The sequence below is a fragment of the Streptomyces sp. PL-25 genome (assembly GCF_058344915.1).
The window spans coordinates 6,011,260-6,036,402 of the sequence record NZ_CP136997.1 but is presented as its reverse complement, the minus strand read 5'-3'; the positions used below and the strand labels follow the sequence as shown (position 1 = coordinate 6,036,402).

General features: G+C 74.7%; 21 protein-coding genes. 16 read left to right on the top strand and 5 right to left on the bottom strand.

The features are described from left to right. Positions 1-66: 66 nt before the first annotated feature. Both R4Z62_RS26950 and R4Z62_RS26945 read right to left on the bottom strand, forming a co-directional pair. The gene (locus R4Z62_RS26950) at positions 67-540 is read right to left on the bottom strand and encodes an indole-3-glycerol phosphate synthase (RefSeq protein WP_173860903.1); all 474 of its coding nucleotides are present in this window, start codon (positions 538-540) and stop codon (positions 67-69) included. Positions 541-746: 206 nt separating this feature from the next. Beyond that, on the bottom strand, positions 747-1,574 hold the full coding sequence (locus R4Z62_RS26945; RefSeq protein WP_491521127.1) for a pyrimidine reductase family protein: 828 nt from the start codon (positions 1,572-1,574) through the stop codon (positions 747-749). Positions 1,575-1,611: 37 nt separating this feature from the next. On the opposite strand from R4Z62_RS26945, the gene zapE reads away from it, so the two are divergent. The 9 genes from zapE to R4Z62_RS26900 all read left to right on the top strand — a co-directional run bounded on the left by zapE (position 1,612) and on the right by R4Z62_RS26900 (position 11,994). Then, complete coding sequence (gene zapE, locus R4Z62_RS26940) at positions 1,612-2,727, top strand: cell division protein ZapE (protein WP_491521126.1); 1,116 nt, start codon at positions 1,612-1,614, stop codon at positions 2,725-2,727. Positions 2,728-2,861: 134 nt separating this feature from the next. After that, the gene (locus R4Z62_RS26935; protein WP_491521125.1) at positions 2,862-3,869 is read left to right on the top strand and encodes a slipin family protein; all 1,008 of its coding nucleotides are present in this window, start codon (positions 2,862-2,864) and stop codon (positions 3,867-3,869) included. A 90-nt stretch (positions 3,870-3,959) separates the two neighbouring features. After that, positions 3,960-5,519: an FAD-dependent oxidoreductase gene (locus R4Z62_RS26930; RefSeq protein WP_491521124.1), complete on the top strand. Its 1,560-nt coding sequence runs from the start codon at positions 3,960-3,962 to the stop codon at positions 5,517-5,519. Between the two features lie 135 nt (positions 5,520-5,654). Further along, positions 5,655-6,554 carry a polysaccharide deacetylase family protein gene (locus R4Z62_RS26925; RefSeq protein WP_385488003.1) on the top strand — a complete coding sequence of 300 codons (900 nt, stop codon included), beginning with the start codon at positions 5,655-5,657 and terminating at the stop codon, positions 6,552-6,554. 16 nt (positions 6,555-6,570) lie between these two features. Then, positions 6,571-6,819: a hypothetical protein gene (locus R4Z62_RS26920; protein WP_064535830.1), complete on the top strand. Its 249-nt coding sequence runs from the start codon at positions 6,571-6,573 to the stop codon at positions 6,817-6,819. 69 nt (positions 6,820-6,888) lie between these two features. Then, the gene (locus R4Z62_RS26915) at positions 6,889-7,602 is read left to right on the top strand and encodes a peptidyl-tRNA hydrolase (protein WP_385488006.1); all 714 of its coding nucleotides are present in this window, start codon (positions 6,889-6,891) and stop codon (positions 7,600-7,602) included. A 166-nt stretch (positions 7,603-7,768) separates the two neighbouring features. Then, positions 7,769-9,244: an MbnB/TglH/ChrH family RiPP precursor modification enzyme gene (locus tag R4Z62_RS26910; RefSeq protein WP_491521123.1), complete on the top strand. Its 1,476-nt coding sequence runs from the start codon at positions 7,769-7,771 to the stop codon at positions 9,242-9,244. Between the two features lie 43 nt (positions 9,245-9,287). Then, on the top strand, positions 9,288-10,076 hold the full coding sequence (locus R4Z62_RS26905; protein ID WP_491521122.1) for a TIGR04222 domain-containing membrane protein: 789 nt from the start codon (positions 9,288-9,290) through the stop codon (positions 10,074-10,076). Between the two features lie 223 nt (positions 10,077-10,299). Further along, complete coding sequence (locus tag R4Z62_RS26900; protein WP_491521121.1) at positions 10,300-11,994, top strand: alpha/beta hydrolase; 1,695 nt, start codon at positions 10,300-10,302, stop codon at positions 11,992-11,994. Positions 11,995-12,004: 10 nt separating this feature from the next. Here the strand turns inward: R4Z62_RS26900 and hemQ are convergent, their stop codons facing one another. Beyond that, the gene (hemQ, locus tag R4Z62_RS26895; RefSeq protein ID WP_064535825.1) at positions 12,005-12,736 is read right to left on the bottom strand and encodes a hydrogen peroxide-dependent heme synthase; all 732 of its coding nucleotides are present in this window, start codon (positions 12,734-12,736) and stop codon (positions 12,005-12,007) included. 4 nt (positions 12,737-12,740) lie between these two features. After that, entirely contained in the window at positions 12,741-14,195 is a 1,455-nt protein-coding gene (gene hemG / locus R4Z62_RS26890; RefSeq protein WP_491521120.1) for a protoporphyrinogen oxidase, read from the bottom strand. Between the two features lie 297 nt (positions 14,196-14,492). Here hemG and R4Z62_RS26885 point away from each other — a divergent pair, with 297 nt between their 5' ends. From R4Z62_RS26885 to R4Z62_RS26870, 4 genes are all read left to right on the top strand, one after another. After that, on the top strand, positions 14,493-15,557 hold the full coding sequence (locus R4Z62_RS26885) for a DUF4349 domain-containing protein (protein WP_491521119.1): 1,065 nt from the start codon (positions 14,493-14,495) through the stop codon (positions 15,555-15,557). Positions 15,558-15,581: 24 nt separating this feature from the next. Continuing rightward, positions 15,582-16,994: an FAD-dependent oxidoreductase gene (locus R4Z62_RS26880; RefSeq protein WP_385488021.1), complete on the top strand. Its 1,413-nt coding sequence runs from the start codon at positions 15,582-15,584 to the stop codon at positions 16,992-16,994. A 45-nt stretch (positions 16,995-17,039) separates the two neighbouring features. Then, the gene (locus R4Z62_RS26875; RefSeq protein ID WP_064535821.1) at positions 17,040-17,858 is read left to right on the top strand and encodes a rhomboid family intramembrane serine protease; all 819 of its coding nucleotides are present in this window, start codon (positions 17,040-17,042) and stop codon (positions 17,856-17,858) included. Between the two features lie 219 nt (positions 17,859-18,077). After that, positions 18,078-20,450, top strand: coding sequence for a glycosyl hydrolase family 18 protein (locus tag R4Z62_RS26870; protein WP_491521118.1), 2,373 nt, complete (start codon positions 18,078-18,080; stop codon positions 20,448-20,450). Positions 20,451-20,559: 109 nt separating this feature from the next. Here R4Z62_RS26870 and hemE read toward each other — a convergent pair whose 3' ends face one another. Next, a complete protein-coding gene (gene hemE / locus R4Z62_RS26865; RefSeq protein WP_064535820.1) occupies positions 20,560-21,630 on the bottom strand; it encodes a uroporphyrinogen decarboxylase in 1,071 nt (356 codons plus the stop codon). A gap of 125 nt (positions 21,631-21,755) precedes the next feature. Between hemE and R4Z62_RS26860 the strand changes: the two genes are divergently transcribed. The 3 genes from R4Z62_RS26860 (at position 21,756) to R4Z62_RS26850 (ending at position 25,082) form a co-directional block, all read left to right on the top strand. Then, positions 21,756-22,451, top strand: a complete 696-nt coding sequence (locus R4Z62_RS26860; RefSeq protein ID WP_037872557.1) for a DUF3000 domain-containing protein — start codon at positions 21,756-21,758, stop codon at positions 22,449-22,451. Positions 22,452-22,870: 419 nt separating this feature from the next. Then, complete coding sequence (locus R4Z62_RS26855) at positions 22,871-23,527, top strand: response regulator transcription factor (protein ID WP_018564425.1); 657 nt, start codon at positions 22,871-22,873, stop codon at positions 23,525-23,527. Between the two features lie 256 nt (positions 23,528-23,783). After that, positions 23,784-25,082 carry an HRDC domain-containing protein gene (locus R4Z62_RS26850; protein WP_385488031.1) on the top strand — a complete coding sequence of 433 codons (1,299 nt, stop codon included), beginning with the start codon at positions 23,784-23,786 and terminating at the stop codon, positions 25,080-25,082. The last annotated feature ends 61 nt before the right edge of the window (positions 25,083-25,143 follow it).

The window sequence follows — 25,143 nt, the reverse complement described above, 5'->3', positions numbered from 1 at the left end:
TTCTCCCCAGGTGGTGCGGCAGCTGTACGAGGTGCGCCGGCCGCGGGCGCGGGGCGCCGCCCCAGCCTATGCCTTGCTGTGGGAGAACAGCTTCAGGACCGGCACGCCGACCTTGTGGCGGGCCCGGGAGGCCCAGTCGCGGTGGAAGAACTCCTCCACATAGTGCGGATCGGTGAGCACGATCACCTCGTCGGCGCCCACCTCGGCGACCAGGGACTTCAGCGCGTCCAGCGGGTGGTCCTCGACGAGTCTGCCGTCGGCCTGCCGGCCGGCGGCGTGCAGCGCGGTCAGGGAGACCTCCAGGGCCTGTTCGCCCTCGGGCTTGGCCGCCTCGCCCTCCGGGGTGCCGCCCTCGCGCGCGGCCTCGTCGATCTCGCCGAGCGCGATGTCGTCGATGGCCCGCAGCAGCCGGTCGGCCTGGTCGCCGCGCGGCTGGAGCAGTACGTGGAAGGCGACCTGCTCCTCCCCGTGCAATGTGGTGACGAACTCCACGTCGGCGGACGTCAGGGCCTTCTCGATCATCAGTACGCTTGTGAACACCAGACGCCCTTTCTCGTGTGAGGGCCGCGCCCTCTCTGCTACCTCCGTGTGGGCCGAAGCAGCCCCCGCAGAAACCATCCTGCCCTGTGATCGCACGGGTATCGCGGCTTTTCCTCCGCCTGCCACCACCTGAACGGAATTACCAATTCCGTTTCCTGGACACGGCGGGCCGCGCACCGCTCGCCGCGGATCCTCCGGGGCCGCCGTCAGGCCCGCCGGTACCGGCTGAACAGGAAACCCTCCTCCTCCAGCAGGGACGCCAGGGCGAACCGGTGCGGGACGGCGACCGAGGGGCCGCCGGCGATGCGCTGCGCGTCGCCCGCGGTGAGCATCGGCGCGACGGTCAGGCACAGCTCGTCGAGAACGCCGGAGGCGACCAGCTGGCCGAGCAGCCGCGGGCCGCCCTCGGTCAGCAGCCGCGTGTGCCCGAGACCGGCCAGCGCCCGCACGGCCCGCGGCGGGTCCACCCCGACCCCGTCACCGGCGACCACCACCCGGGCGCCCGCCTTCTCGGCCGCCGCGATGCGGTCCGGGGCCGCCGCCGCTCCGGTGAGGACCAGCGTGGGCACCAGGGGCGAGGTGAACAGCGGCAGCGAGAAGTCCAGTTCGAGACTGGCGGTGACGACCGCGATGGCCGGGGCGGGGCCCTGCCCGGCCGCCGCCCGCAGCGCGGCGAACTCCGGCCGCGCCCGCGCCGGGCGATAGCCCTCCTGCCGTACGGTCTCGGCGCCGACCACCACCACGTCGGCCAGCGCCCGCAGGGTGCCGAAGATCCGCATGTCGGCGGCGCCGGAGATGGGCTGCGAACGGCCCTCGTGCTGCGCCGCCCCGTCCAGCGTGGAGACCATGTTGGCCCGCAGCCAGGCCGTACCGCCGCCCGGCGCGGGCTCGGGATAGGCGTAGGCGGCGGCCAGCTCGGCCAGGGTCCACTCCCGGTCCGCGAGGGCGTCCGGCACACTCCCCGGGCCGGTCCCGTCGGCCCCCTTCGCTGGCTGGGCTGGTGTTTCTTCGGTCACAGGGAACAGGCGTCGCATGCCGTGCAGTGTTCCACGCGCCTTACCATGGGGAACCGTGTCGTCCTCCACAGCCGGCTCCCGGCTCAGCCCCGTGACCGGTGCCGCCCCCGCCGCCCCCTTCTCCCTGTGCGCCCGCGAGCCGCACGTCCCGGCGGACCGGCTGGTCGCCGAGATGGTGCCGCCGCCGCGGTTCGACTCGGTCCGCTTCGCCACGTACATCCCGGACCCGAAGCAGCCGACGCAGACGGAGGCCGTGCGGGTCCTGGAGGGCTTCGCCGCCGGACTCGGCGGCGCGCACGCCGCCGGTCCCGCCCGGCGCGGGCTCTTCGGCTTCGGCCGCGCCAAGGCCCCCAAGGTGCCCGCCGGGCCCCGCGGCGTCTATCTGGACGGGGGCTACGGCGTCGGCAAGACGCACCTGCTGGCCTCCCTGTGGCACGCCACCCCGGCCGAGCCCGCCCTGAAGGCGTTCGGCACCTTCGTGGAGCTGACCAACCTGGTCGGCGCCCTCGGCTTCCAGCAGACGGTCCGGACGCTGTCCGGGCACCGGCTGCTGTGCATCGACGAGTTCGAGCTGGACGACCCCGGGGACACCGTGCTCGTCTCCACCCTGCTCGGCCGGCTGGTCGACGCGGGCGTCGCGCTCGCCGCCACCTCCAACACCCTGCCGGGCAAGCTCGGCGAGGGCCGGTTCGCCGCCGCCGACTTCCTGCGCGAGATCCAGGGCCTGTCGGCGCACTTCCGCCCGCTGCGCATCGACGGCGAGGACTACCGCCACCGCGGCCTGCCCGAGGCACCGGCCCCGTTCTCCGACGAGCAGGTCACCAAGGCGGCGCACGCCACCGAGAACGCCTCCCTCGACGACTTCACCGACCTGCTGGGACACCTGGCCCGGGTGCACCCCAGCCGCTACGGCGCGCTCACCGACGGCCTCGGGGCCGTCTGCCTGACCGGGGTCGGCCCGGTGCCGGACCAGTCGACCGCGCTGCGGCTGGTGGTCCTCGCCGACCGGCTCTACGACCGCGAGGTGCCCGTCCTGGCCTCCGGACGGCCCTTCGACCGGCTGTTCAGCGAGGAGATGCTGAACGGCGGCTACCGCAAGAAGTACTTCCGCGCGATATCCCGGCTCACCGCGCTCGCCCGGGACGCCAAGGTCCTCGTCGAACCCTCCTGACCGGCGGCCCCGCCCGTCCGCTCCCGGCCGCCGGGACCGTGGCGCTCCGGGGACTCGACCGTCCTCTCGGGCCGGGCCTATCGTGGAGTGAGGCCCGGCAACGGGCGCGGGACGACTGCCGAGGAGTCGTCATCATGCTTCAGGACGTACTGACCGCCGTGGTCGCCGCGGGCTGCGCCGGTCTCGTGTACCTCGCGGCGGCGGCCCGGGTCGTCAAACAGTACGAGCGCGGGGTGGTGCTGCGGCTCGGCCGGTTCGTCGGCCCGCGCGATCCCGGCTTCACCATGATCGTGCCGTTCGTGGACCGGCTGTACAAGGTCAACATGCAGATCGTCACGCTGCCGATCCCCGCCCAGGAGGGCATCACCCGGGACAACGTGACCGTGCGGGTGGACGCGGTCGTCTACTTCAAGGTGGTCGACCCGGCCAGCGCGGTCATCCAGGTCGAGGACTACCGGTTCGCGGTGTCCCAGATGGCCCAGACCTCGCTGCGTTCGATCATCGGCAAGAGCGACCTGGACGATCTGCTGTCCAACCGGGAGAAGCTCAACCAGGGCCTGGAGCTGATGATCGACAGCCCGGCGATCGGCTGGGGCGTGCAGATCGACCGGGTGGAGATCAAGGACGTCTCCCTGCCGGACACGATGAAGCGGTCCATGGCCCGGCAGGCGGAGGCCGACCGGGAGCGGCGGGCCCGGATCATCAACGCCGACGCGGAGTTCCAGGCGTCGAAGAAACTGGCCGAGGCGGCCCAGCAGATGGCCGACACACCGGCCGCGCTGCAACTGCGGCTGCTCCAGACGGTGACCGCGGTGGCCACCGAGAAGAACTCCACCCTGGTCCTGCCCTTCCCGGTCGAGCTCCTGCGCTTCCTGGAACGGGCCCACCAGCAGCCACCGGGCCCCGCCGGGACCGCAGCGCCCGCGGCACCGGCACCGCCCGCGCCACCGGCGCACGCCCTCGGCAACGGCGACGCCCCGGCCGGGGAGCCTCCCCCGGCCGCGCCCGGCGGCACCGCCGTACCGGGCGCACCCGACGGGCCTCCGGCCGAGGCACCGTTCGATCCCCCGGCCGACGCCGCCTCGGTGACCCCGGTCAGGGCGGCGGCCGACGCCGCGGCACCCGACCGCCCCGAGCACTGACCCGCCCGTCCGCTCCTCCCGCGCCCGGCCGATCCGCCCCGTCGTGACCCGCCCGGTCGTGACCCGCCTGCGACGGGGTACCCGGCAGCCATGGACGACGCACAGCGGCAGGAACAGCACCCCGGGCAGGCGCACGGGCGGCGGCGTGTCAACGGCTCGTACTGGGTCGAGACGGCCCCGGGCCCCGAGCGCCCTGCGCTCGCCGAGGACCTGGACGTGGACGTGGTCGTGATCGGTGCCGGCATGGCCGGGCTCAGCACGGCGTACGAGCTGACGCGGGCGGGGCTCGGCGTGGCGGTGCTGGAGGCGCGGCGGGTGGCGGCGGGCGTCACCGGGCACACCACGGCCAAACTGACCGCGCTGCACACCCTGATCTACGACCGGCTGCGCCGGACCCGGGACGCGCGGGCGGCCGAGCTGTACGCGCGCTCGCAGTCGGAGGCGGTCGAGCGCGCCTGGTCGCTGGTGGACGAGCTCGGCATCGAGTGCGAGTGGGAGACCCGCAGCGCGTACACCTACGTCCGGGACGCGGACCGGGTGGCCGAGGTGCGCGCCGAGGCGGAGGCGGCCCGGGAGGCGGGTCTCGCGGCGTCGTTCGTGACGGAGACCGGGCTGCCGTTCCCGGTGGCGGGCGCGGTGCGGGTGGCCGGGCAGGCGCAGTTCCATCCGCGCAAGTACCTGCTGGCCCTGACGGCGGACCTGGTGGCGCGGGGCGGCCGGGTCTTCGAGAACACCGTCGTGCGGGGCCTGTCGGAGGGCGAGCCGTGCCGGGTGACGACCGCGGGGGGCGCCACGGTGCGGGCCCGGCACGTGGTGGTCGCCACGCACTACCCGGTGTTCGACCGGGCGCTGCTGTTCGCCCGGCTCGCCCCGCGCCGCGAGCTGGTCGTGGCCGGATCGGTCGACGCCGCCGAGGACCCGGACGGCATGTACATCACCCCGGAGGAGAACACCCGTTCGGTACGGACGGCACCGTACGGCACGGACGGACAGCGCCTGCTCGTGGTCACCGGCGAGCACTTCACCCCGGGCACCGGCGACAGCCAGGCACGCTTCGACCGGCTGGCGGCCTGGGCGGGAGAGCACTTCCCGGGCGCCGACCTCGCGCACTCGTGGGCGACCCAGGACATCGACCCGACCGACACCGTGGCGATGGTCGGCCCGCTGCACCAGGCGGCCCGCAACACCTATGTGGCGACCGGCTTCGGCGGCTGGGGACTGAGCGGCGGCATCATGGCGGGCGGACTGCTCACGGCCCTGATCACCGGGCGGGACTGCCCGTGGCGCGAGCTGTACGACCCGCGCCGGCTGCGGACGGCCGTCCGGGAGGCGCCGACGTTCCTGAGGAACCAGGCCGAGGTCGCCCGGCACTTCGTCGGCGACCGGCTGCGCCCCTCCCCGCCCGTCGAGGCGATCGCACCCGGCGAGGGCGCCGTGGTCCGGTCCGGCCTGGACCACCTCGCGGTGTACCGCGACGACGAGGGCACCGCCCACACACTGTCCGCCCGCTGCACGCACCTGGGCTGCCTGGTCGCCTTCGACTCCGCCGAGCGCGCCTGGGAGTGCCCCTGCCACGGCTCGCGCTTCGACACCGAGGGCAGGGTGCTCCAGGGCCCGGCGACCGAGCCGCTGGAGCGGCGGGAGCTGTGAGCCACCGCGGCCGGAGCCGCCCCGGGCCGGGATCCGCCCCGGCCGCGGCGGGCCGTTCGGTGGGTGACCACCGGCCGGGTGACCGCACGGCCCCGCTGCCGTTCATATGACTGGAAGACGTCCTACTTTCGTCGGGTGATCCCACTTGTACGACGTATCGCCCGTTATGCCGCCGCCGGCGTCCTGAGCACCGCGCTCGCCTCCCTCGCCGCCTGCGGCTCCGCCCAGAGCACCCAGGCCGCCCGCGCCGGGCACCCGGATTCCCCCGCCTCCCCCTCGTCCGCGGCCCCCGCGAAGCCCTCCCCCACCGCGCCGTCCAAGCCGCCCCGCCTCACCCCCGGGCCCGGCGGGCTGACGCCCGTGTTCACGCACGGCCCCCGGGACCAGGGCAAGACCGTCGCCTTCACCTTCGACGCCGACATGACCGCCGACGAGGGGCGGCGCGCGGCCTCCGGCGAACACTTCGACAACCCGGAGCTGATCGCCGCGCTGCGCGCGCTCAAGGTGCCCGCCACCGTGTTCATGACCGGCAAGTGGGCGGAGACGTACCCCGAAGAGGCCCGTTCCATCGGCACGGACCCGCTGTTCGAACTCGCCAACCACTCCTACAGCCACTACGCGTTCACCCGTGACTGCTACGGCCTGCCGACCGTCACCGCCGACCAGGTCCGCCCCGACGTGGAACGCGCGTACACGGCCTTCGCCAAGGCGGGCGTCCCGCACCCGATGCCCTACCTCCGCTTCCCCGGCGGCTGCTACGACTCCCAGGTGCTGCGCACGCTCGCGCCCCTCGGCGTCACCGCCGTGCAGTGGGACGTGGTGAGCGGCGACGCGTTCGCCACCGACGCGGACGCCGTGGTCCGGCAGGTGCTCGACGGGGTGAAGCCCGGCTCGGTCGTGGTCATGCACTGCACGCGCAGCGCCGCCCCGACCACCGAGCGCGTGGTCCGGGCGGTCGTACCGGAGCTGCGCAAGCAGGGCTACCGCTTCGTGAAGGTGTCCGACATGATCGGCGCCTCGGCGGGCCGCACCTGAGTCCTACGCTGGAACCATGAGCGTGGACCACGGGACCGGCACGAACGGCACGAACGACACGAACGGCGGCGGCGCGGCCCGCGGGGACGGCGGCACCGGCTGCTGCCCGACCGACGCGACCCGGCCGCCCAGGGCCGACGGGCCGCCGTACGCGGAGTGCGTGCTGTGCCGGGAACCGACCGAGTACCCGGAGTCGTACAAGGGGATCACCCTCTGCCCGGTCTGCGAGTGGCAGGAGGCGCAGCGCACGGCCTGCTCGGGCTGACCTCCGCCGCTCCGGCGGTCCCTCCACCGGGTGCACCGGGCGCGTGCCGCGGTTGGCACACTGGGGTGCGTGACCTATGAGACCTCCGTTCCCGAGAGCCCGTTCCGTGCCGAGCCCAGCGCCCGGGACGAGGCGCCGCAGTTCGTACTGCCGCTGGTCGTCCGGATCGAGCGGGCCGCTCCCCCGGCCCGTACCGACGCGCTGGAGACGGCGGCCCGCGCGGTGCTGGTGCTGCTGAGCGACGAGCGCGCCCTCGGTGACGGCGCCTGGGCACAGGCGGTGCGGGACTGGCAGGACGCCCGGATCCGCAAGGTGGTGCGGCGGGCGCGCGGCGCGGAGTGGCGGCGAGCCGAGGCGCTGGACGGCGTCACGGTCACCGGAGCCGCCGCCGAGGTACGGGTCTTCCCGCCCGTGCCGCTGGACGGCTGGCCCAAGGACCTGGTCAAGCTCCAGGTCTCCGGCACCGACCTGGACGACCCGGAGCCGCCCGCCCGGCCCGCGCCCGGCACGCCGGTCCTGTGGTTCAACCCGGGCCTCGAGATGTCCGCGGGCAAGGCGATGGCCCAGGCCGGGCACGGCGCCCAGCTCGCCTGGTGGGAGCTGACCGACGAGCGGCGCGCGGCCTGGCGGGACGCCGGCTTCCCGCTCGCCGTGCGCACCGCCGCCCCCGGCCGGTGGCGCGAACTGGTGGACAGCGGGCTGACGTTGGTGCGGGACGCGGGCTTCACCGAGATCGCGCCCGGCTCGTGCACGGTGGTCGCCGACCATCCGGCGCTGCGGTAGCCACGGCCGGGGCCGCACCGGGAAACCTCAGATGTTGCTCTGAAGGAGTCCGCCGCGCGGTTCACCGCCGCCCGGCGGGGCCATACCCCTCGGGTGCGCCGTGCGCGGACGTCGGTGCGCGGGGCGGGGGGACGCGGGGACGAGGGACGAGGGGGACGAGGGACTCATGGAACGACTGGGGACGGGCATCGGATGGCGCCCGGAGATCGCGGACGCCGTGGAACGCATGCCGGGCCTCGACTGGGTCGAGGCCGTGGCCGAGAACGTGTGCCCGGATCATCTGCCCGCGTCGCTGCGGCGGCTGCGCGAGCGCGGGGTGACGGTGGTGCCGCACGGCGTCTCGCTCGGACTCGGCGGCGGCGAACGCCCCGACGAGGGGCGGCTGAAGGCGCTCGCCGAGCGGGCCCAGGCCCTCGGCTCGCCGCTGGTGACGGAGCACATCGCCTTCGTCCGGGCGGGCGGCCCGCTGACCGCGTCGGACCGGATCGAGGCGGGCCACCTGCTGCCCGTGCCGCGCACCCGCGACGCCCTCGACGTGCTGTGCGAGAACATCCGCATCGCGCAGGACGCGCTGCCCGTGCCGCTCGCCGTGGAGAACATCGCCGCGCTGCTGGCCTGGCCCGGCGAGGAGCTGACCGAGGGGCAGTTCCTGTACGAGCTGGCGGACCGCACCGGCGTGGGGCTGCTGATCGACGTGGCCAATCTGCACACCAACCACGTCAACCAGGGCGAGGACCCGGCCGAGGCGCTGTCCGAACTGCCGCTGGAGGCACTGGCGTACGTCCATGTGGCGGGCGGCTTCGAACGGGACGGCGTCTGGCACGACAGCCACGCCCACCCGGTCCCCCGGCCGGTGCTCGACATCCTGACCGACCTCGCCTCGCGCGTCGCCCCGCCGGGGGTCCTGCTGGAACGCGACGAGAACTTCCCGGCGCCGGAGGTGCTGAAGGGGGAACTGGACGCCATCGCGGAGGCGGTGGAACGCGGGCGCGCGGCGGCTACGGGGCGACCGCGCGGCACCGCCGCCGCCCGGACCGGCACCGGCACCGACGCCGGCTCCCGGCTCGTCAGCGCCACCGTCCCGGGCCCCCGCTCCGGCTGCTCCGCCCCGGACGCCGCTTCCGGGACCGGGACCGGTACTGGTACCGGTACCGCTTCCGGGTCCAGTTCCGGTTCCGGGTCCGAGCCCGTCCGGCAGCGGCTGGCGCTCGCGCAGACCGCGCTGCTGTCGGCGCTGGTGGCGGGGACGCCCGCGCCGGAGGGGTTCGACCGGGCGCGGCTCGGGGTCCAGGCGCGGGCGCTGGCGTCGAAGCGGGCGGGTGTCGTGGCCAAGGTGGCACCGGAGCTGCCGGTCATCCTCGGGGACGGGTACCGGCCCGCCTTCCTCGCCTACGCGCAGCGGCACCCGATGCGCGGCGGCTACCGGCTGGACGCGATGGCGTTCGCGGAGTCCCTGCTGCTGGCCGGGCGGCCCGAGGACCCCGCGGCCCGCCGGAAGCTGCACCACTGGTGGCGGGAGCGCTCGGGGCCCGTCCCGAGGTCGCGCAGGCCGGCGGTCCGGGTGGCGCGGGCGGCGCGCCGGATGCTGCTGCGCGGCACCGGGAGGACTTCACACACCGGGCACACCTCGTCCGCGATGTGAAAAGGCGATGGATTTTCCCAGGTCACTGGCATAGAAACAGGTCATGCTCTGGGTTCTCCTCCTGCTCCCGGCCTGGGTCGTCGCCGGTGTGGCCTGTACGCGGCTGTGCCTGGCCGCCGTTCGCGCGGCGGCCGAAGAGACCCGGGACCCGGTGGTGGACCGGGACCACGACCTCACGCTGTACGAGGCGGCGTTCCTGTCCGGCGGCCCCGCCCGGGTCGCCGACGTCACGCTGGTCGCCATGGCACGCGAGCGCAGGCTGCTGCTCGCGCACACCGGCTGGGCCACCGTCGTCGACCCGTGCGGGCGGGACGAGATGGAGCGGTCCGTCATAGGGGCCATCGGCCCCGAGGGGCAGTCCCGGATCGCTCCCGTACGGTCCGCGACGGCCGCCGCCGAACCCGTCCGCGGGCTCGCCGAGCGGCTGGTGCACGCCGGGCTCGCCGTACCGGAGGACGCGCCGGGCGCGTCGGTGGCGGCCGGGACGCGCGGGGTGCGGGCCGCCGCGCTCACCGTGACCGCGCTGGGCGTGGCCGCACTGCTGCTGCCCGCCCCGACCGGGATGCCGCGCCCGCTGATCGCCCTGTGGTTCGCGCTCCCGCTGGCGCTCACCGCGGGCTGCCTCGCCATCGCCCGGTTCGAGATCCACCCGTCCGCGCGCTGGGCGTCCCCGGCGGGGCAGCACCTGCTCAGCTCCCTGGCCCGGCGCGCGCACCGCACCGGCGACGAACGCGCCTACCTGGCCTCCGTGGCCGTACGGGGCATCCGCGCGATCGGCGAACCGGAACTGCGCGCGGCCTTCGCCCATCGCGACCAGCCCTACCGGGAGTGACCGGCCGGGCAGACCGGGACCGGCCCGGCGGGAGTGAAGCCGCCGGGCATCCGCACGCGCAGGCGTGCACTCCGCGCGCCCCGCAGGCCGCGCGCCGGGGCGTGCGGCCCGCGGGAGGGGCGCATCGGGCGCACCCGCGGCGACACCGGCCGCCGGTGCTTGCCTTCGCGCGCGAGTGGCCGAAGCATCCCTTGGTGCCGCCGTGCGCCGAAGGGATACGCCGATGAGAGCCGCCGCCGTCCACACGGTCGCCGCGTCCTTGGTCCTGACCGCCCTGGCCGCCGCCCCCTCGGGCGGCGCTCCCCGGGCGGCCGACGGCCCAGGTGTGCACGCGATTCCCGAAGTGCCCGGCGGGGCGGCCGAGTTGCGGGGCACGGCCGTGGCCGCCGCACGCGCCCGGGTGGCGGGCATCGGGTTCGGCGCCTGTCCGGGCGGGCGGGACCTGCCCGCCGTCATGGAGTGCGGGACCGTCTCCGTGCCGCTCGACTACGCGCGCCCCGACGGCCCGCAGATCCGCCTCACCGTCAGCCGGGCGCGGGCCGGCGGCCGGGACCCGGCCGCCGCCGGGCGGCGGGTGCCGCGCCAGGGCGCCCTCGTCTTCAACCCGGGCGGGCCGGGCGGCGACGGCATGTCGTTCCCGCTGATCGGGCTGCTGCCGGAGTGGAAGCGGGTCGCGGCCGCCTACGACCTCGTCGGCTACGCCCCGCGCGGGGTGGGCCGCTCGGCTCCGCTGTCCTGCGAGGACCCGAAGAGCTTCTTCAAGGGGCCGGACCCGGCGCCGACGCACCCCTCGGCGGCGTACAAGCGCCGCCGCGTGGCCGAGGCCAGGGCCTACGCCCAGGGGTGCGCCCGGCGCACGGGCGCCGCCCTGCGCTTCTACACCTCCCTCGCCAACGCCCGCGACCTGGAGGTGCTGCGGGCGGCGCTCGGCGAGGACCGGCTGACCTTCATGGGCGCCTCCTACGGCACTTATCTGGGCGCGCTGTACGCGACGCTGTTCCCGGCGCATGTGCGGCGGATGGTCCTCGACTCGGCGGTGGACCCGGACCCGTCCCGGGTCTGGTACCGCGACAACCTCGACCAGTCGGCCGCGTTCGAGACCCGCTGGGCGGACTTCCGGGACTGGGTGGCCCGGCACGACGACGTGTACGGTCTCGGCCGCAGCGCGCGGGCGGTGCGCGCGGCCTACGAGCGGGCGCGCACCCGGCTGGCCGCGCGTCCGGCGGGCGGCACGGTGGGACCGGCGCAGTTGCAGGGCGCCCTGCTGAACGCGGGCTACTACGACGACTTCTGGCCGGGGGCCGCCGAGGCTCTCTCGGCCTATCTGAGGGGCGACGAGAAGCCGCTGGTCGCGCTGGCCGCGCCGTACCGGGCGGGGGCCGCCGAGGCGGAGAACAGCGCCGCCGTCTACACGGCCGTGGAGTGCAACGACGCGCCCTGGCCGGGCGACTTCCGGGTCTGGGACCGGGACAACACGCGGCTCGCGCGGGTGGCGCCGTTCGAGACCTGGGGCAATGTGTGGGCGAATCTGCCCTGCGCCTACTGGCCGGTGCCCCGGCAGCGGCCGCTGGACGTGCGGACCGTGCCGGGCGCGCTGCCGCCCACGCTGGTCCTGGCCGCCGAACGGGACGCGGCCACCCCCTACGCGGGCGCGCTGGAACTGCGGCGGCGGCTGGCCGGCTCCGTGCTGGTGACCGAGCGGGGCGCGGGCACGCACGGCATCGCGTACGGCCCGAACCGGTGCGTCGACGCGCGGGTGGACGCGTATCTGCTGGAAGGGCGGCTGCCGGACCGGGACGCGGACTGCGCCGCGCGCCCCGAGCCGCTGCCGGGCCGGCCGACCTTCCAGGAGAACCGGGCGCGCGAGCTGCGGGACGCCCTGGGGCGGAAGGACGGCCGGGGGCCGGCCGGGACCTGACCGGGAGCGGTCAGGCGAGCCCGGCGACCAGGTCCGCCACGTCCTTGCGGCGGCCGGTGAAGAACGGCACCTCCTCGCGCACGTGCCTGCGGGCCTCCGAGCCGCGCAGGTGGCGCATGAGGTCGACGATGCGGTGCAGTTCGTCGGCCTCGAAGGCGAGGATCCACTCGTAGTCGCCCAGGGAGAAGGACGCGACGGTGTTCGCCCGGACGTCCGGGTAGCCGCGGGCCATCTTGCCGTGGTCGGCGAGCATCCGGCGGCGGTCCTCGTCGGGCAGCAGGTACCAGTCGTAGGAGCGGACGAACGGGTAGACGCTGACGTAGTCGCGCGCCGTCTCGTCGGCGAGGAACGCCGGGATGTGCGAGCGGTTGAACTCGGCGGGCCGGTGCAGCGCCATGTTCGACCACACGGGCTCCAGCGCGCGGCCGAGCCGGGTGCGGCGGAAGCGGCTGTACGCGTCCTGGAGCAGGTCGCTGGTCTCGGCGTGCCACCAGATCAGGATGTCGGCGTCGGCGCGCATCCCGGACAGGTCGTAGGTCCCGCGGACGGTCACGTCCTTCGCGGCGAGCTGGTCGAACAGCTCCTGGACCTCGTCGGCGTAGCCGGTGCGGTCCTCGGGGAGGACGTCCTTCAGCTTGAAGACGGACCACAGGGTGTAGCGGATGACCTCGTTGAGGTCCTTGGCCAGCTTGCCCTTGTTCGGGATCCGGCCGGCGTCGGTGGTGGAGGCGTCGTCACTCATGGGGCTATTCTCCCGCTCCGCCGTGCAGACTCCGCACCGGGTGGGCGGTGAGTTCCCGCACGGCCGCGAGGTCGCCCGCGAGCTGGTCCACGGCGGCGTTCGCGCTCGCCACGCAGGCGGGGATGCCGACGCCGTCGTAGGCGGCGCCGCACACCGCGAGGCCCGGGAGCCGGGCGACGTGGTCGCGGATCCGGGCCACGCGCGCGTGGTGGCCGACCGGGTACTGGGGCAGTCCGCCGTCCCAGCGGGTGACACGGGTGCGCAGCGGTACGGCGTCCAGGCCGGTGGCCGCGCGCAGGTCGCGGCGGGAGAGGTCCACCAGGCCGGCGTCGTCGCGGTCCAGGATCTCCGTCTCGCCGTACCGGCCGACCGAGGTGCGCAGCACCAGCACGTCCGGGTCCTCCTCGGCGATCCAGCCCCACTTGCGGGAGGCGAAGGTCGACGCCTTGATGGTGTGTCCGTCGACGGGCGGCACGAGGAAGCCGCTGCCCTCGGGCAGCGCGGCGCCGGCACGGCGGTAGGCGAGGGTGATCAGGGCCATGGAGGCGTACTCGACGGTCCGCAGCTCGGCCGCCGCGCCCGGGGACTCGGTCTCCAGCAGGGCGGCGGCGGCGGGCGCGGGGGTGGCGACGACGACCGCGTCGGCGTGCAGGACGCGGTCCCCGGCGAGCAGGCGCCAGCCGCCCTTTGGGGTCCTGCGCAGTCCGCTCGCCGGGGTGCCGGTCAGGATCTCGCCGCCGCGCGCCCGTACGGAGGCGGCGACCGCGAGCGGCAGCGTGCCGACGCCGCCCTCGATGCCCAGGAAGACCGGGCCGGTGGCCGGTGTCCGCGCCGCGCGGTCCTGGAGGGCGCGGACCGCCTCGGTCAGGGAGGTGTGGGCGCGGGCGGCCTCGAAGAGCTGGGGCACCGCCGAGCGCATCGAGATGCGGTGGGCGTCGCCCGCGTAGACCCCGCCGAGCAGCGGTTCGACCAGGCGGTCGACGACCTCGCGGCCCAGCCGCTCGGCGACGTACGCGCCGACCGCCACGTCGTCGCCGACCTCGGTGCGCGGCAGTTCGGCGTCGCGCTCGATACGGGCCAGGCCCTCGGCGGAGAGGATCCCGGCGAGGGCGGCAGCGGTGCCGGGCACGCCCATCACATGGCCTTTGGGCATCGGGCGCAGGGCGCCGCGGGTCCACAGGGAGGCGGTCGCGGTGGCGGGCGGCCGGAGCCGGTCGGCGAGGCCCACCTCGCGGGCGAGGCCCACGGCCTCGGGCCGCCGGGCCAGCATCGACTCGGCACCCAGGTCGACGCGGACGCCCGCGATCTCGCCGGGCAGCAGCTTGCCGCCGACGCGGTCGGCGGCCTCCAGCACGGTCACCCGCGCGCCGCGCTCCAGCAGCCGGTGCGCGGCGGCCAGCCCCGCGATCCCGCCTCCGACGACGACGACCTGCCGCGTGTCCGTGCCCGTTGCGCTCATGGCCTCCACTCTCTCAGACCCGTCCGGCGCGCCCGCGGGGCCCCGGTGTCCGGGACGAGTCCTGACCGTGACCGCATCGGGACCGCGCACCGGCAACGCATCGGACCGCCGCCGAGTCGAAGGAACGTCAGAGGTCACCACGCCCCGGGGGGTACGCGACACATGCGCGCACAGCACCGCGCTCGACGCTCCGTTCGAGCCATATCCGCTTCTCCGTCCGCTTCTCCGTCCGCTTCTCCGTCTGCTTCGCCGTCCGCGTCCCGGTCCGCCGCCAGGACCGCTGCCGCTTCGACCGGTGTGCTGCTCGCGGCGGCGCTCGCGCTCACCGGGTGCGGCGAATCCGGCGGTTCCGGCAGTTCCTCCCACAAGGCCGCCGGGAGCGCGGCCCAGCGGGGCGTCCCGGCCAGCGGGAACGGCGGCGGAGGGTACGCCGACCGGGGCACCGCGCCCGGTGCCGGGGCCACCACCGCGCCGAAGGCCCCGGCCGCCCGGATCGTCCGCACGGCCTCGCTGACGGTGGAGGTGCGGGACGTGGCGAAGGCCCTCGCCACGGCGCGCGCGGCGGCCCAGGATGCCGGGGGCTACGTGGGCGACGAGAACACCGACCGGGACGCCGAGGGACACGAGCGGACGCGGGTCGTGCTGCGGGTGCCGGTGGACCGCTACGACGCGCTCCTCGCCCGTCTTGAGGGCACCGGGCGGCTGGTCGAGCGGTCGGCCAAGGCCGAGGACGTCACCGGCCAGGTCGTGGACGTCGACAGCCGGATCCGGTCGCAGCGCGCCAGCGTGGCCCGGGTCCGCGCGCTCATGGACAAGGCCGGCAGCCTCGGCGACGTCGTCTCCCTGGAGAGCGAACTGAGCCGCCGCGAGGCCGATCTGGAGGCGCTGCTCGCCCAGCAGGCGTCCCTGAAGGACCGTACGAGCCTGGCCACCGTCACCCTGTCGCTGTCCTCGGCGTCCGCGCCGGCGCACGAGCCCGCGGACGACGGTCCCGGGTTCCTGGACGCGCTGGCGGGCGGCTGGCACGTGTTCGTGACCGTGGTCCGCTGGCTCGCCCTCGCCCTGGGCGCGGTGCTGCCCTTCGCCGCCGCGGCGGCCCTTCTCACCGTGCTCTGGCTCCGGGCCGTACGCCCGCGCCTGCCCCGCCACGCCCCCTCCGGAGCGCCGGTGACCGCCCTGGGACCGCTCGGCGCCCCGGCTCCGGCGGGCCCCGGCCTGCCGGTCCACCCGGCGACCCCGACAGCCCCGGCGACCGCTGCCGGTACGGACGGCACCGGTACGGACGGCACCGGTACGGACGGCACCGGTACGGAAGGCGGCGGTACGGAAGGCGGCGGTGCGGACGGCGGCCGGGAGCGGTGAACGCGGCCGTCGTAGCGTGTGCGCATGAGCATGAGCGACGGCACGGGCACGGACGGCGGCGGACGGCGGGAACGGCTGGTCGTGATCGGGGGCGATGCCGCGGGGATGTCCGCGGCGTCGCAGGCCCGGCGGCTGCGCGGACCGGACGAGCTGGAGATCGTGGCGTTCGAACGCGGCCACTTCAGCTCGTACTCGGCCTGCGGGATCCCCTACTGGGTGAGCGGTGACGTCGAGGAGCGGGATCAGCTGATCGCGCGCACGCCCGAGGAGCACCGCGCGCGCGGCATCGACCTGCGGATGCGCACCGAGGTCACGGAGATCGACGCGGCCGGGCGCCGGGTCCGCGCGCGGGACGCCGTGTCGGGGGCCGAGTCCTGGACGTCGTACGACAAGCTCGTCGTCGCGACCGGGGCCCGGCCGGTGCGCCCGGAGCTGCCCGGTATCGACGCGCCCGGGGTGTACGGCGTGCAGACCCTGGACGACGGCGAGGAACTGCTCGACGGCCTGGCCCGCACCCGGGGCCGCCGGGCGGTCGTGGTGGGCGCGGGTTACATCGGCGTGGAGATGGCCGAGGCGCTGATCAAACGCGGCTACGAGGTGACGGTCGTCAACCGGGGCGCGGAACCGATGGCGACGCTCGACCCGGACATGGGCCGCCTGGTGCGCGAGGCGATGACGGGCCTGGGCATCACCATGGTGGGCGGCACCGAGGTGACCGGGGTGCTGACCGGGGAGGACGGGCGGGTGCGGGCGGTGGCCACCGGCGACGCCGAGTACCCGGCGGACGTGGTGGTGCTGGGCATCGGGGTGCGGCCCGAGACGTCGCTGGCGCGGGCGGCGGGGCTGCCGCTCGGCGACCACGGCGGGCTGCTCACGGACCGGGCGATGCGGGTGCGCGGGCACGAGGACATCTGGGCGGGCGGCGACTGCGTCGAGGTGCTCGACCTGGTCTCCGGGCAGCAGCGGCACGTGCCGCTCGGCACCCACGCCAACAAGCAGGGCCAGGTCATCGGCACCAACGCGGGCGGCGGCTACGCCACCTTCCCGGGCGTGGTCGGGACCGCGGTGAGCAAGGTGTGCGACCTGGAGATCGCCCGGACCGGGCTGCGGGAGCGGGACGCCCGGCGCGTCGGGCTGCGCTTCGAGACGGTCACCGTCGAGTCGACCAGCCGGGCGGGCTACTACCCGGGGGCCTCCCCGATGACCGTGAAGATGCTCGCCGAGCGGCGCACGGGCCGGCTGCTGGGGGTCCAGATCGTGGGCCGGGAGGGTGCGGCCAAGCGGGTCGACATCGCCGCCGTGGCGCTCACGGCGGGGCTGACCGTGGAGCAGATGACCGCGCTGGACCTCGGCTACGCGCCGCCGTTCTCCCCGGTGTGGGACCCGGTGCTGGTGGCGGCCCGCAAGGCGGCCGCCGCGGTCGACCGGGCGCGCTGATCCGGCGGGCCGGTTCACCGGGCGCATCCCGGGAAGGACTTCTTCGTGGTCATCCCCGTCCATGACGTCAATCCGGTGCGGCGCACCCCCTGGGTGACGTACGCCCTGATCGTCGCGAACGTCGTCGTGTTCCTCGCCACGCCGGGCGTCACCGGCTCGGTGACCGGGGGCGGCTCGCTGGCGCAGCTGTGCCATCTGGAGGCGTTCACGCAGCACTACGCGCTGGTGCCGCGCGAGCTGATCCACGGCCGGGTGCCGTCGCTGGTGCCGACGGGCGCGACCGGGGTGGGCGTGCACGGTCCCGGCTGCGTGCTGGGCCCTCCGGGCTACCACAAGTCGCCGGTGCTGTCGGTGCTGACCTCGATGTTCCTGCACGGGAGCTGGCTGCACCTGCTGGGGAACATGCTGTTCCTGTTCATCTTCGGCAACAACGTCGAGGACCGGATGGGCCGCGTCCGCTTCCTGCTGTTCTACGTGGTGTGCGGGTACGCGGCCGGGTACGGCTTCGCCCTGCTGGACGCGGATTCCGGCCAGCCGCTGATCGGCGCCTCGGGGGCGATCGCCGGGGTCCTCGGCGCCTATCTGGTGCTCTATCCCCGGGCCCGGGTCTGGGTCCTGGTGCCGTTCCTGATCTTCCTGCCGCTGCGTCTTCCGGCCTGGATGGTGCTGGGGTTCTGGTTCGTGCTCCAGGCGTTCTACTCCGCGGGCGAGGGCGTCTCCGACGCGGGCACCGTGGCGTACACCGCCCATGTGTTCGGCTTCGTCGTGGGCATGCTGCTCGCGCTGCCGCTGCGCCCCGGCACGCCGCCCCCGCCGGAGCCGCGCGGTCTGCTGTTCGGCCGGCGGGCCCGGACCGGCTGGTGACCGCCGGCCGGTGAGGGCCGCCGGGGGTACCCCTGACCCCCCGGAGTCCGGCCGGACCTGTTGACGCATTGGTCCAGACCTTCTACGTTGTGGGCGCCCCGATCGAAGGCGGCAGCGCGCCGTGTCCCGGCCCGCCGGCCTGCCTCCCCTCCCGGCACACGCACGCGCACGCGCACGGTTCACCTCACCCCTGTACCACCCATCACCACAGGGAGAGCCATGTTCCACAGGCGCAGACCACTTTCCGAGAGAGGGCCGGACCGCGGGCGAGGACCGCTGTCCGGCATCAGGACGCCGCGCCGGCCCGGCTCAGGGGCCGGACGGCTGCGGCGGCGGATCGCCGCCCTGGGCGCGACCCTGGTCCTGCCGCTGGCCGGACTCACCGCCCTCGCCGCGCCCGCCCACGCGGCCGGCACCCTCACCGCGACCTTCTCCTCCCAGGACAACGGCTCCGGCTGGCAGGGCAAGTACGTCGTCCACAACAGCGGCTCCGCCGCCGCCAGCGGCTGGACCCTGGAGTTCGACCTCCCGGCCGGGGCGACCCTGACCAGCAACTACTACGCCGACGTCACGGTCTCCGGGCAGCATGTGACCGCGAAGAACGCCTACTACAACGGGAACGTCCCGGCCGGCGGCAGCACCGAGCCGTACAGCTACTGGTTCACCGCGACCGGCAAGGCCGCCGCGCCGACCGGCTGCACCATCAACGGCGACAAGTGCGACGGCAGCCCCGACGTCCCGCCGACCGCGCCCGGCACCCCCAAGGCGACCGCGGTCACCGCGCACTCGGTGGCGCTGAGCTGGACCGCGGCCCAGCCGGGCGACCACACCGTGGCCTCCTACGACGTGCTGAGCGGCACGAACACCGTGGCCACCGTCACCGGCACCTCGGCGACCGTGACCGGCCTGACCCCGGCGACGAACTACACGTACACCGTGCGGGCCAAGGACACCCGCGGCAACATCGGACCGGCCAGCCAGCCGCTGACCGTGAAGACGGTGGACCCGTCGACCGACCCGACACCGCCGACCGCGCCGGGCAACCTGCGCTCCACCGGCAAGACCTCGTACAGCGTCGGCCTGGCCTGGGACAAGGCCACCGACAACGTGGGTGTGGCCGCCTACGACGTCTACCGCGGCAGCACGCTGGCGAAGTCGGTCGGCGCGGACACCACGACGGCCACGGTGGACGGCCTCTCCCCGGCCACCGCCTACACCTTCACCGTCAAGGCCCGCGACACCGCGGACAACCCGTCGCCCGCCTCGAACGCGGTGAAGGTCACCACCGACGACGTGGCCGGGCAGGGCAAGCAGCTCAAGGTGGGCTACTTCGTCCAGTGGGGCATCTACGGCCGTCAGTACTTCGTGAAGAACCTGGACACCTCCGGTGCCGCCGCCAAGCTTGACGTCGTCAACTACGCCTTCGAGAACCTGGATTCGAAGGACCTCACCTGCAAGGCGGGCGTCACCAAGGGCACGTCCACCGACCCGGAGGACCCGGACCAGGGCACCGACGCGGGTGACGCGGACGCCGACTACGCGCGCCCGATGTCCGCCGACCAGTCGGTCGACGGCGTCGCCGACGACGGCTGGGGCAAACTGCGCGGCAACCTCAACCAGTTGAAGAAGCTCAAGGCCAAGTACCCCAAGCTGAAGATCGTCGCGTCGATCGGCGGCTGGACGTACTCGAAGTTCTTCTCCGACGCCGCCGCCACCCAGGCCAGCCGGGAGAAGCTCGTCAAGTCCTGCATCGACGTGTGGATCAAGGGCAACCTGCCCGTCTACAACGGCGCGGGCGGCCCCGGCACCGCGGCCGGCATCTTCGACGGCTTCGACATCGACTGGGAGTGGCCGGGCTCCGAGGGCCACCCGGGCAACCACTACGGCACCCAGGACAAGGACAACCTGACCGCGCTGCTCGCCGAGTTCCGCAAGCAGCTCGACGCGCTCGGCGGCGAGCACAAGCTGCTGACCGCGTTCACCCCGGCCGACCCGGCGAAGATCGCCGCCGGCTGGGACCTGGGCCGGATCTTCGACTCCCTCGACTACGCCGATGTCCAGGGCTACGACTTCCACGGCTCGGGCAGCGACAACTCCTGGGAGCCCAACCGCACCGGTGACGCGTCCAACCTGTACACGGACGCGCAGGACCCCTACTCGTTCCACTTCAGCATCGAGAACGCCATCCAGGCGTACCTAGACGCCGGGGTCAACCCGCGCAAGCTGGCCGTGGGCTTCCCGTTCTACGGGCGCGGCTGGCAGGGCGTCACCGACGGCGGCGCGGCCGGTGAGTGGCAGGCCGCGAACGGCGCGGCGCCCGGCCAGTTCGACACCGAGGCCGGGGTGCGCGGCTACAACAACCTGATCGCCAGCTTCCCGTCGATGACCGTCCACCACGACGAGCAGTCGGTGTCGACGTTCGGCTACACCGGCGCGAACGGCCAGTGGTGGTCCTTCGACGACGCCTGGTCGATCGGGAAGAAGACGGCCTGGATCAAGTCCAAGGGGCTGCTGGGCGGCTTCGTGTGGGAGATGTCCGGTGACACCTCGAACGGTCAGCTGATGACCGCGCTCGACACCGGGCTGAAGTAGCGGAGCGGGCCGGCCCGGGACTCCGGGCCGGCCGGGAACTCCCGGGCGGGCGGCCGGCGGACCGCCCGCCCGGGTCCGTGCGGGTCCGTCCGTCCGAACGGCGGCCGCCTCAGCGGGCGGTGCGGGTGTGCACGTACTCCACGAGCCGGGTCAGCGCGTCCGGGTCGGTGGACGGCATGACCCCGTGGCCGAGGTTGAAGACATGGCCGTCCAGGCCCTGAGCCGCCGCCAGCACCTCGCGCGTCTTGTCCTCCACGGCCTCGCGGGTCGCGAACAGCACGGTCGGGTCGAGGTTGCCCTGGAGCGCCTTGCCGGGGCCGACCCGGCGGGCGGCCTCGTCCAGCGGGACCCGCCAGTCGACACCGACGACGTCCGCGCCCGCCTCGCCCATCAGGCCCAGCAGCTCACCGGTGCCGACGCCGAAGTGGATGCGCGGGACGCCGTACCCGGCGACGGCCTCGAAGACCTTCGCGGAGGCGGGCAGCACCGAGCGGCGGTAGTCGGCGGGGGCCAGCGCGCCGGCCCAGGAGTCGAAGAGCTGCACGGCGCTCGCGCCCGCCTCGATCTGCACCTTGAGGAAGGCGGCCGTGATGGCGGCGAGCCGGTCCAGCAGGTCGGCCCAGAGCTCCGGGTCGCCGTACATCATCGCCTTGGCGTTCTCGTACGTGCGCGAGGGGCCGCCCTCCACGAGGTAGCTCGCGAGGGTGAACGGCGCCCCGGCGAAGCCGATCAGCGGGGTGGCGCCCAGCTCGCCGGTGAGCAGGCCGATCGCCTCGGTGACGTAGGAGACGTCCTCGGGGGTCAGGTCGCGCAGCCGGGCCAGGTCCGCGCGGGTGCGCACCGGGCGCTCGACGACCGGGCCCACGCCCGGCTTGATGTCGAGGTCGATGCCGATGGCCTTCAGCGGGACGACGATGTCGCTGAAGTAGATCGCCGCGTCCACGCCGTGCCGGCGGACCGGCTGGAGGGTGATCTCGGTGACCAGGTCGGGCCGCATGCAGGAGTCCAGCATGCCGATGCCCTCGCGCACCTTGCGGTACTCCGGCAGCGAGCGCCCGGCCTGCCGCATGAACCACACGGGCGTGTGCGGCACCGGTTCGCGCCGGCACGCCCTGAGGAACGCGGAGTCGTGGGCGGCCGTCGGCGGCCGGTGGCTGGCAGGCGTCTCGTTGGCACTCACGCGAGCAAGTTTCGCACGGCGCCGGGGGCGCGCGGGCCGCGGTGTGCGGCCCCCGGGCGGCGCTCCTGCCTGCGGCGGGGTGTCTTGCCCTGCACAAAGGCCCGGTTCCCCTTAATCTTCCCGGCATGGCTGCGGCTCAGGGACGACTGTCGGACGGCGCTGGCGGGATGGACGACGCGAAGGGGGCGAAGAAGGAGGCGAAAGACGGCGACGGGAATGCGGGCAGGGCGGATCAGGTGCCGTTGCCGTTCAGGGCTGCCGTCGACGCGCTGAGAGCCGCGCGGCTGCGGCCGCAGGTGGAGATCGACCAGGTACCGCCGCCGCAGCGGCTGGCGCCGTACGCGTACGCGCTGGAGGCCACCGTCGTCGACGGCGAGCAGGACCTCGCCGACGGCCGGCTGGTGCTGCTGCACGACCCGGCCGGGCACGACGCGTGGCGGGGCACGTTCCGGCTGGTGACCCTGGTGCGCGCGGAGCTGGAGCCGGAGATGGCCGCGGATCCGCTGCTGCCGGAGGTGTGCTGGTCCTGGCTGACCGGGGCGCTCCAGGCGCGCGGGCTGACGTACGGGGAGCCGAGCGGCACGGTCACCCGGGCCGGTTCGCACTACTTCGGCGGACTGTCGGCGCGGCCGCCGGCCTCGCAGATCGAGATCCGGGCCTCCTGGACCCCGCGCGAGAGCCTGGGCGGGGTGCCGGACACGGGGGCGCATCTGGCCTCCTGGTGCGATCTGCTGGCCCAGGTGGCGGGGCTGCCGCCGGCCGGGCCGGGTGACGCGTCCGTGGTGACACTGCCGCAGCGACGGGATCCGCAGTCGCGCTGAGCCACGCCGACCGACGGCTCCTGTCCTTCCCCTTCGTCCCTCCTTTCCTCTCTTTCCTCTCTTTTCCCTCTCCTTCTCCTTCGAACGGCCCGGACGGAACACCGTCCGGGCCGTTCGCCGTGCCGGGCCCCGTGCGCCGTCCCCGCCGCCGTCCGGCGTCTTACCGGTCCCTTGCCGTGTCTTTGTCGATACGGCCACTTTCGGGCAGGTAACGACCCCGAACGGCCCCGAGTGAACCGATTCGACCTTCGGATGATCGACAGTATGTCCGAATTGAACGCATTGTTACTCACCAGATCGTGATCATTCTCTAAAGGACAAGGGGTTTGATGCCGAAGACGACTGTGACCTAGCAAGCACGGTTCGTACCGGCTTCCTCCCCACAAGCCGGCCCCGTCCCCCACCCCCCAGGAGGCCTGGTGTCCGTTCTCCTCGAGCAGCCCGCAAGCCTGGTCGCCTACCGCCCGAACAAGCCGACCGCCATGGTCGTCGTGGCGGACCCGCGCGTCCGGTCCACCGTCACCCGTCATCTGTGGGCGCTCGGAGTCCGTGACGTCATCGAGGCGTCGTCCGTCGCGGAGGCCCGTCCGCGCATCGGCAACCCGCGCGACATCTGCGTCGCCGACGTGCACCTGCCCGACGGCTCCGGGCTCACCCTGCTCTCCGAGACCCGAGCCGCCGGCTGGCCCAACGGCCTGGCCCTGTCCGCCGCCGACGACATCGGCGCCGTCCGCAACGCCCTCGCGGGCGGAGTGAAGGGCTACGTCGTCACCGGCACCCGTACCAACCTCGGACTGCCCACCCGGCCCGGCGCCGCCCCCATCGGCGCCGCCCGGCTGCACCGCCGCCCCCCGGGCGCCCCGAGCCACCCGGGCGGCTACCGCGAACTGTCCGGCCGCGAGGTCGAGGTGCTGCGGCTGGTCGCCGAGGGCCAGTCGAACAAGGCGATCGGCGTCTCGATGGGCCTGTCCGCCCTCACCGTCAAGAGCCACCTGGCCCGCATCGCCCGCAAGCTCGGCACCGGCGACCGCGCCGGGATGGTCGCCGTGGCCCTGCGCACCGGCATCATCCACTGACCCCGCCCGGCGCCCGGCCGCCCACGCTCCCCCGATCGGCCGTCCGCCCGTCACTCCACCGCCCGATCCCGCGAATCCCCCGACCCCCCGCCGTCCGGTTCGGCGCCCCACCGCGTCCGGCCCCCGGGCACCGGCCTGTCCCGTGTACCGGCCGTGAACCGGACGTGTCCCCGACCTGACCGGTTCACGACCCCCGGCGCCCGCCGACGGAACGTTCCGTCGGCGGGCGCCGCCCATCCACCGATACCCTTGACAGGTGACCGACGCCCAAGAAACCGCAGCAGACAGCCCACTGCGCACCACCGGAGGCGCCCCTCCGGACGACGGCGGAACTCCTGACACCGGGGCGCCGGTCCCCTTGCTCGAACCGCGCGAGGGCATTCCGGCCGTGATCGCCTCCCCCGAGGCGCTCGCCGAGGCGGTCGCCGCCTTCGCCGCCGGCTCGGGCCCCGTCGCCGTCGACGCCGAGCGCGCCTCCGGCTACCGCTACGGCCAGCGCGCCTATCTGGTCCAGCTGCGCCGCCAGGGCGCCGGGACCGCGCTGATCGACCCCGTCGGCTGCCCCGACCTCTCCGCCCTCGGCGAGGCGCTCACCGGCGTCGAGTGGGTGCTGCACGCGGCGACCCAGGACCTGCCGTGCCTGCGCGAGATAGGCATGGTCCCCACCCGCCTGTTCGACACCGAACTGGCGGGCCGGCTGGCCGGATTCCCGCGCGTGGGCCTGGGCGCCATGGTCGAGAACGTCCTCGGCTTCGTCCTGGAGAAGGGCCACTCCGCCGTCGACTGGTCCACCCGCCCGCTGCCCGAGCCCTGGCTGCGCTACGCCGCCCTCGACGTGGAGCTCCTCGTCGACCTGCGCGACGCGCTGGAGAAGGAGCTGGACCGGCAGGGCAAGCTGGACTGGGCGCTCCAGGAGTTCGACGCCATCGCCTCCGCGCCACCCCCCGAGCCCCGCAAGGACCCCTGGCGGCGCACCTCCGGGATGCACAAGGTGCGGCGCAGGCGGCAGCTCGCCGTCGTACGGGAGCTGTGGGAGACCCGGGACCGGATCGCCCAGCGCCGGGACGTCTCCCCCGGCAAGGTGCTCCCGGACGCCGCCATCGTGCAGGCCGCGCTCGCCGTGCCCGCCAATGTGCACGCGCTGGCCGCGCTGAACGGCTTCGGGCACCGCACCGGGCGGCGCCAGCTGGAGCAGTGGCAGGCCGCGGTGGACCGGGCCAGGGCGCTGCCCGAGACGGCGCTGCCGCAGCAGGGCCAGCAGGTGACCGGTCCCCCGCCGCCGCGGGCCTGGGCCGACAAGGACCCGGAGGCGGCGCAGCGGCTGAGCGCCGCCCGCGCCGCGGTCTCCGCGCTCGCCGAACGGCTGAACCTGCCCCAGGAGAACCTGGTCGCGCCGGACACGGTGCGCCGGCTGTGCTGGGAGCCGCCGAAGCCGGCCGACGAGGCGGCCGTGGGCGCGGCCCTTGCCGGGTACGGCGCGCGGCCGTGGCAGGTGGAGCTGGCGACGCCCTCGCTGGTCGCCGCGCTGGCTGGTGCGGGCGCCCAGACGCCGTAAGGGCGCGTGCCAGGGAGCGGGTGCGGGTCGCGTGGTGGTTGCTCGCGCAGTTCCCCGCGCC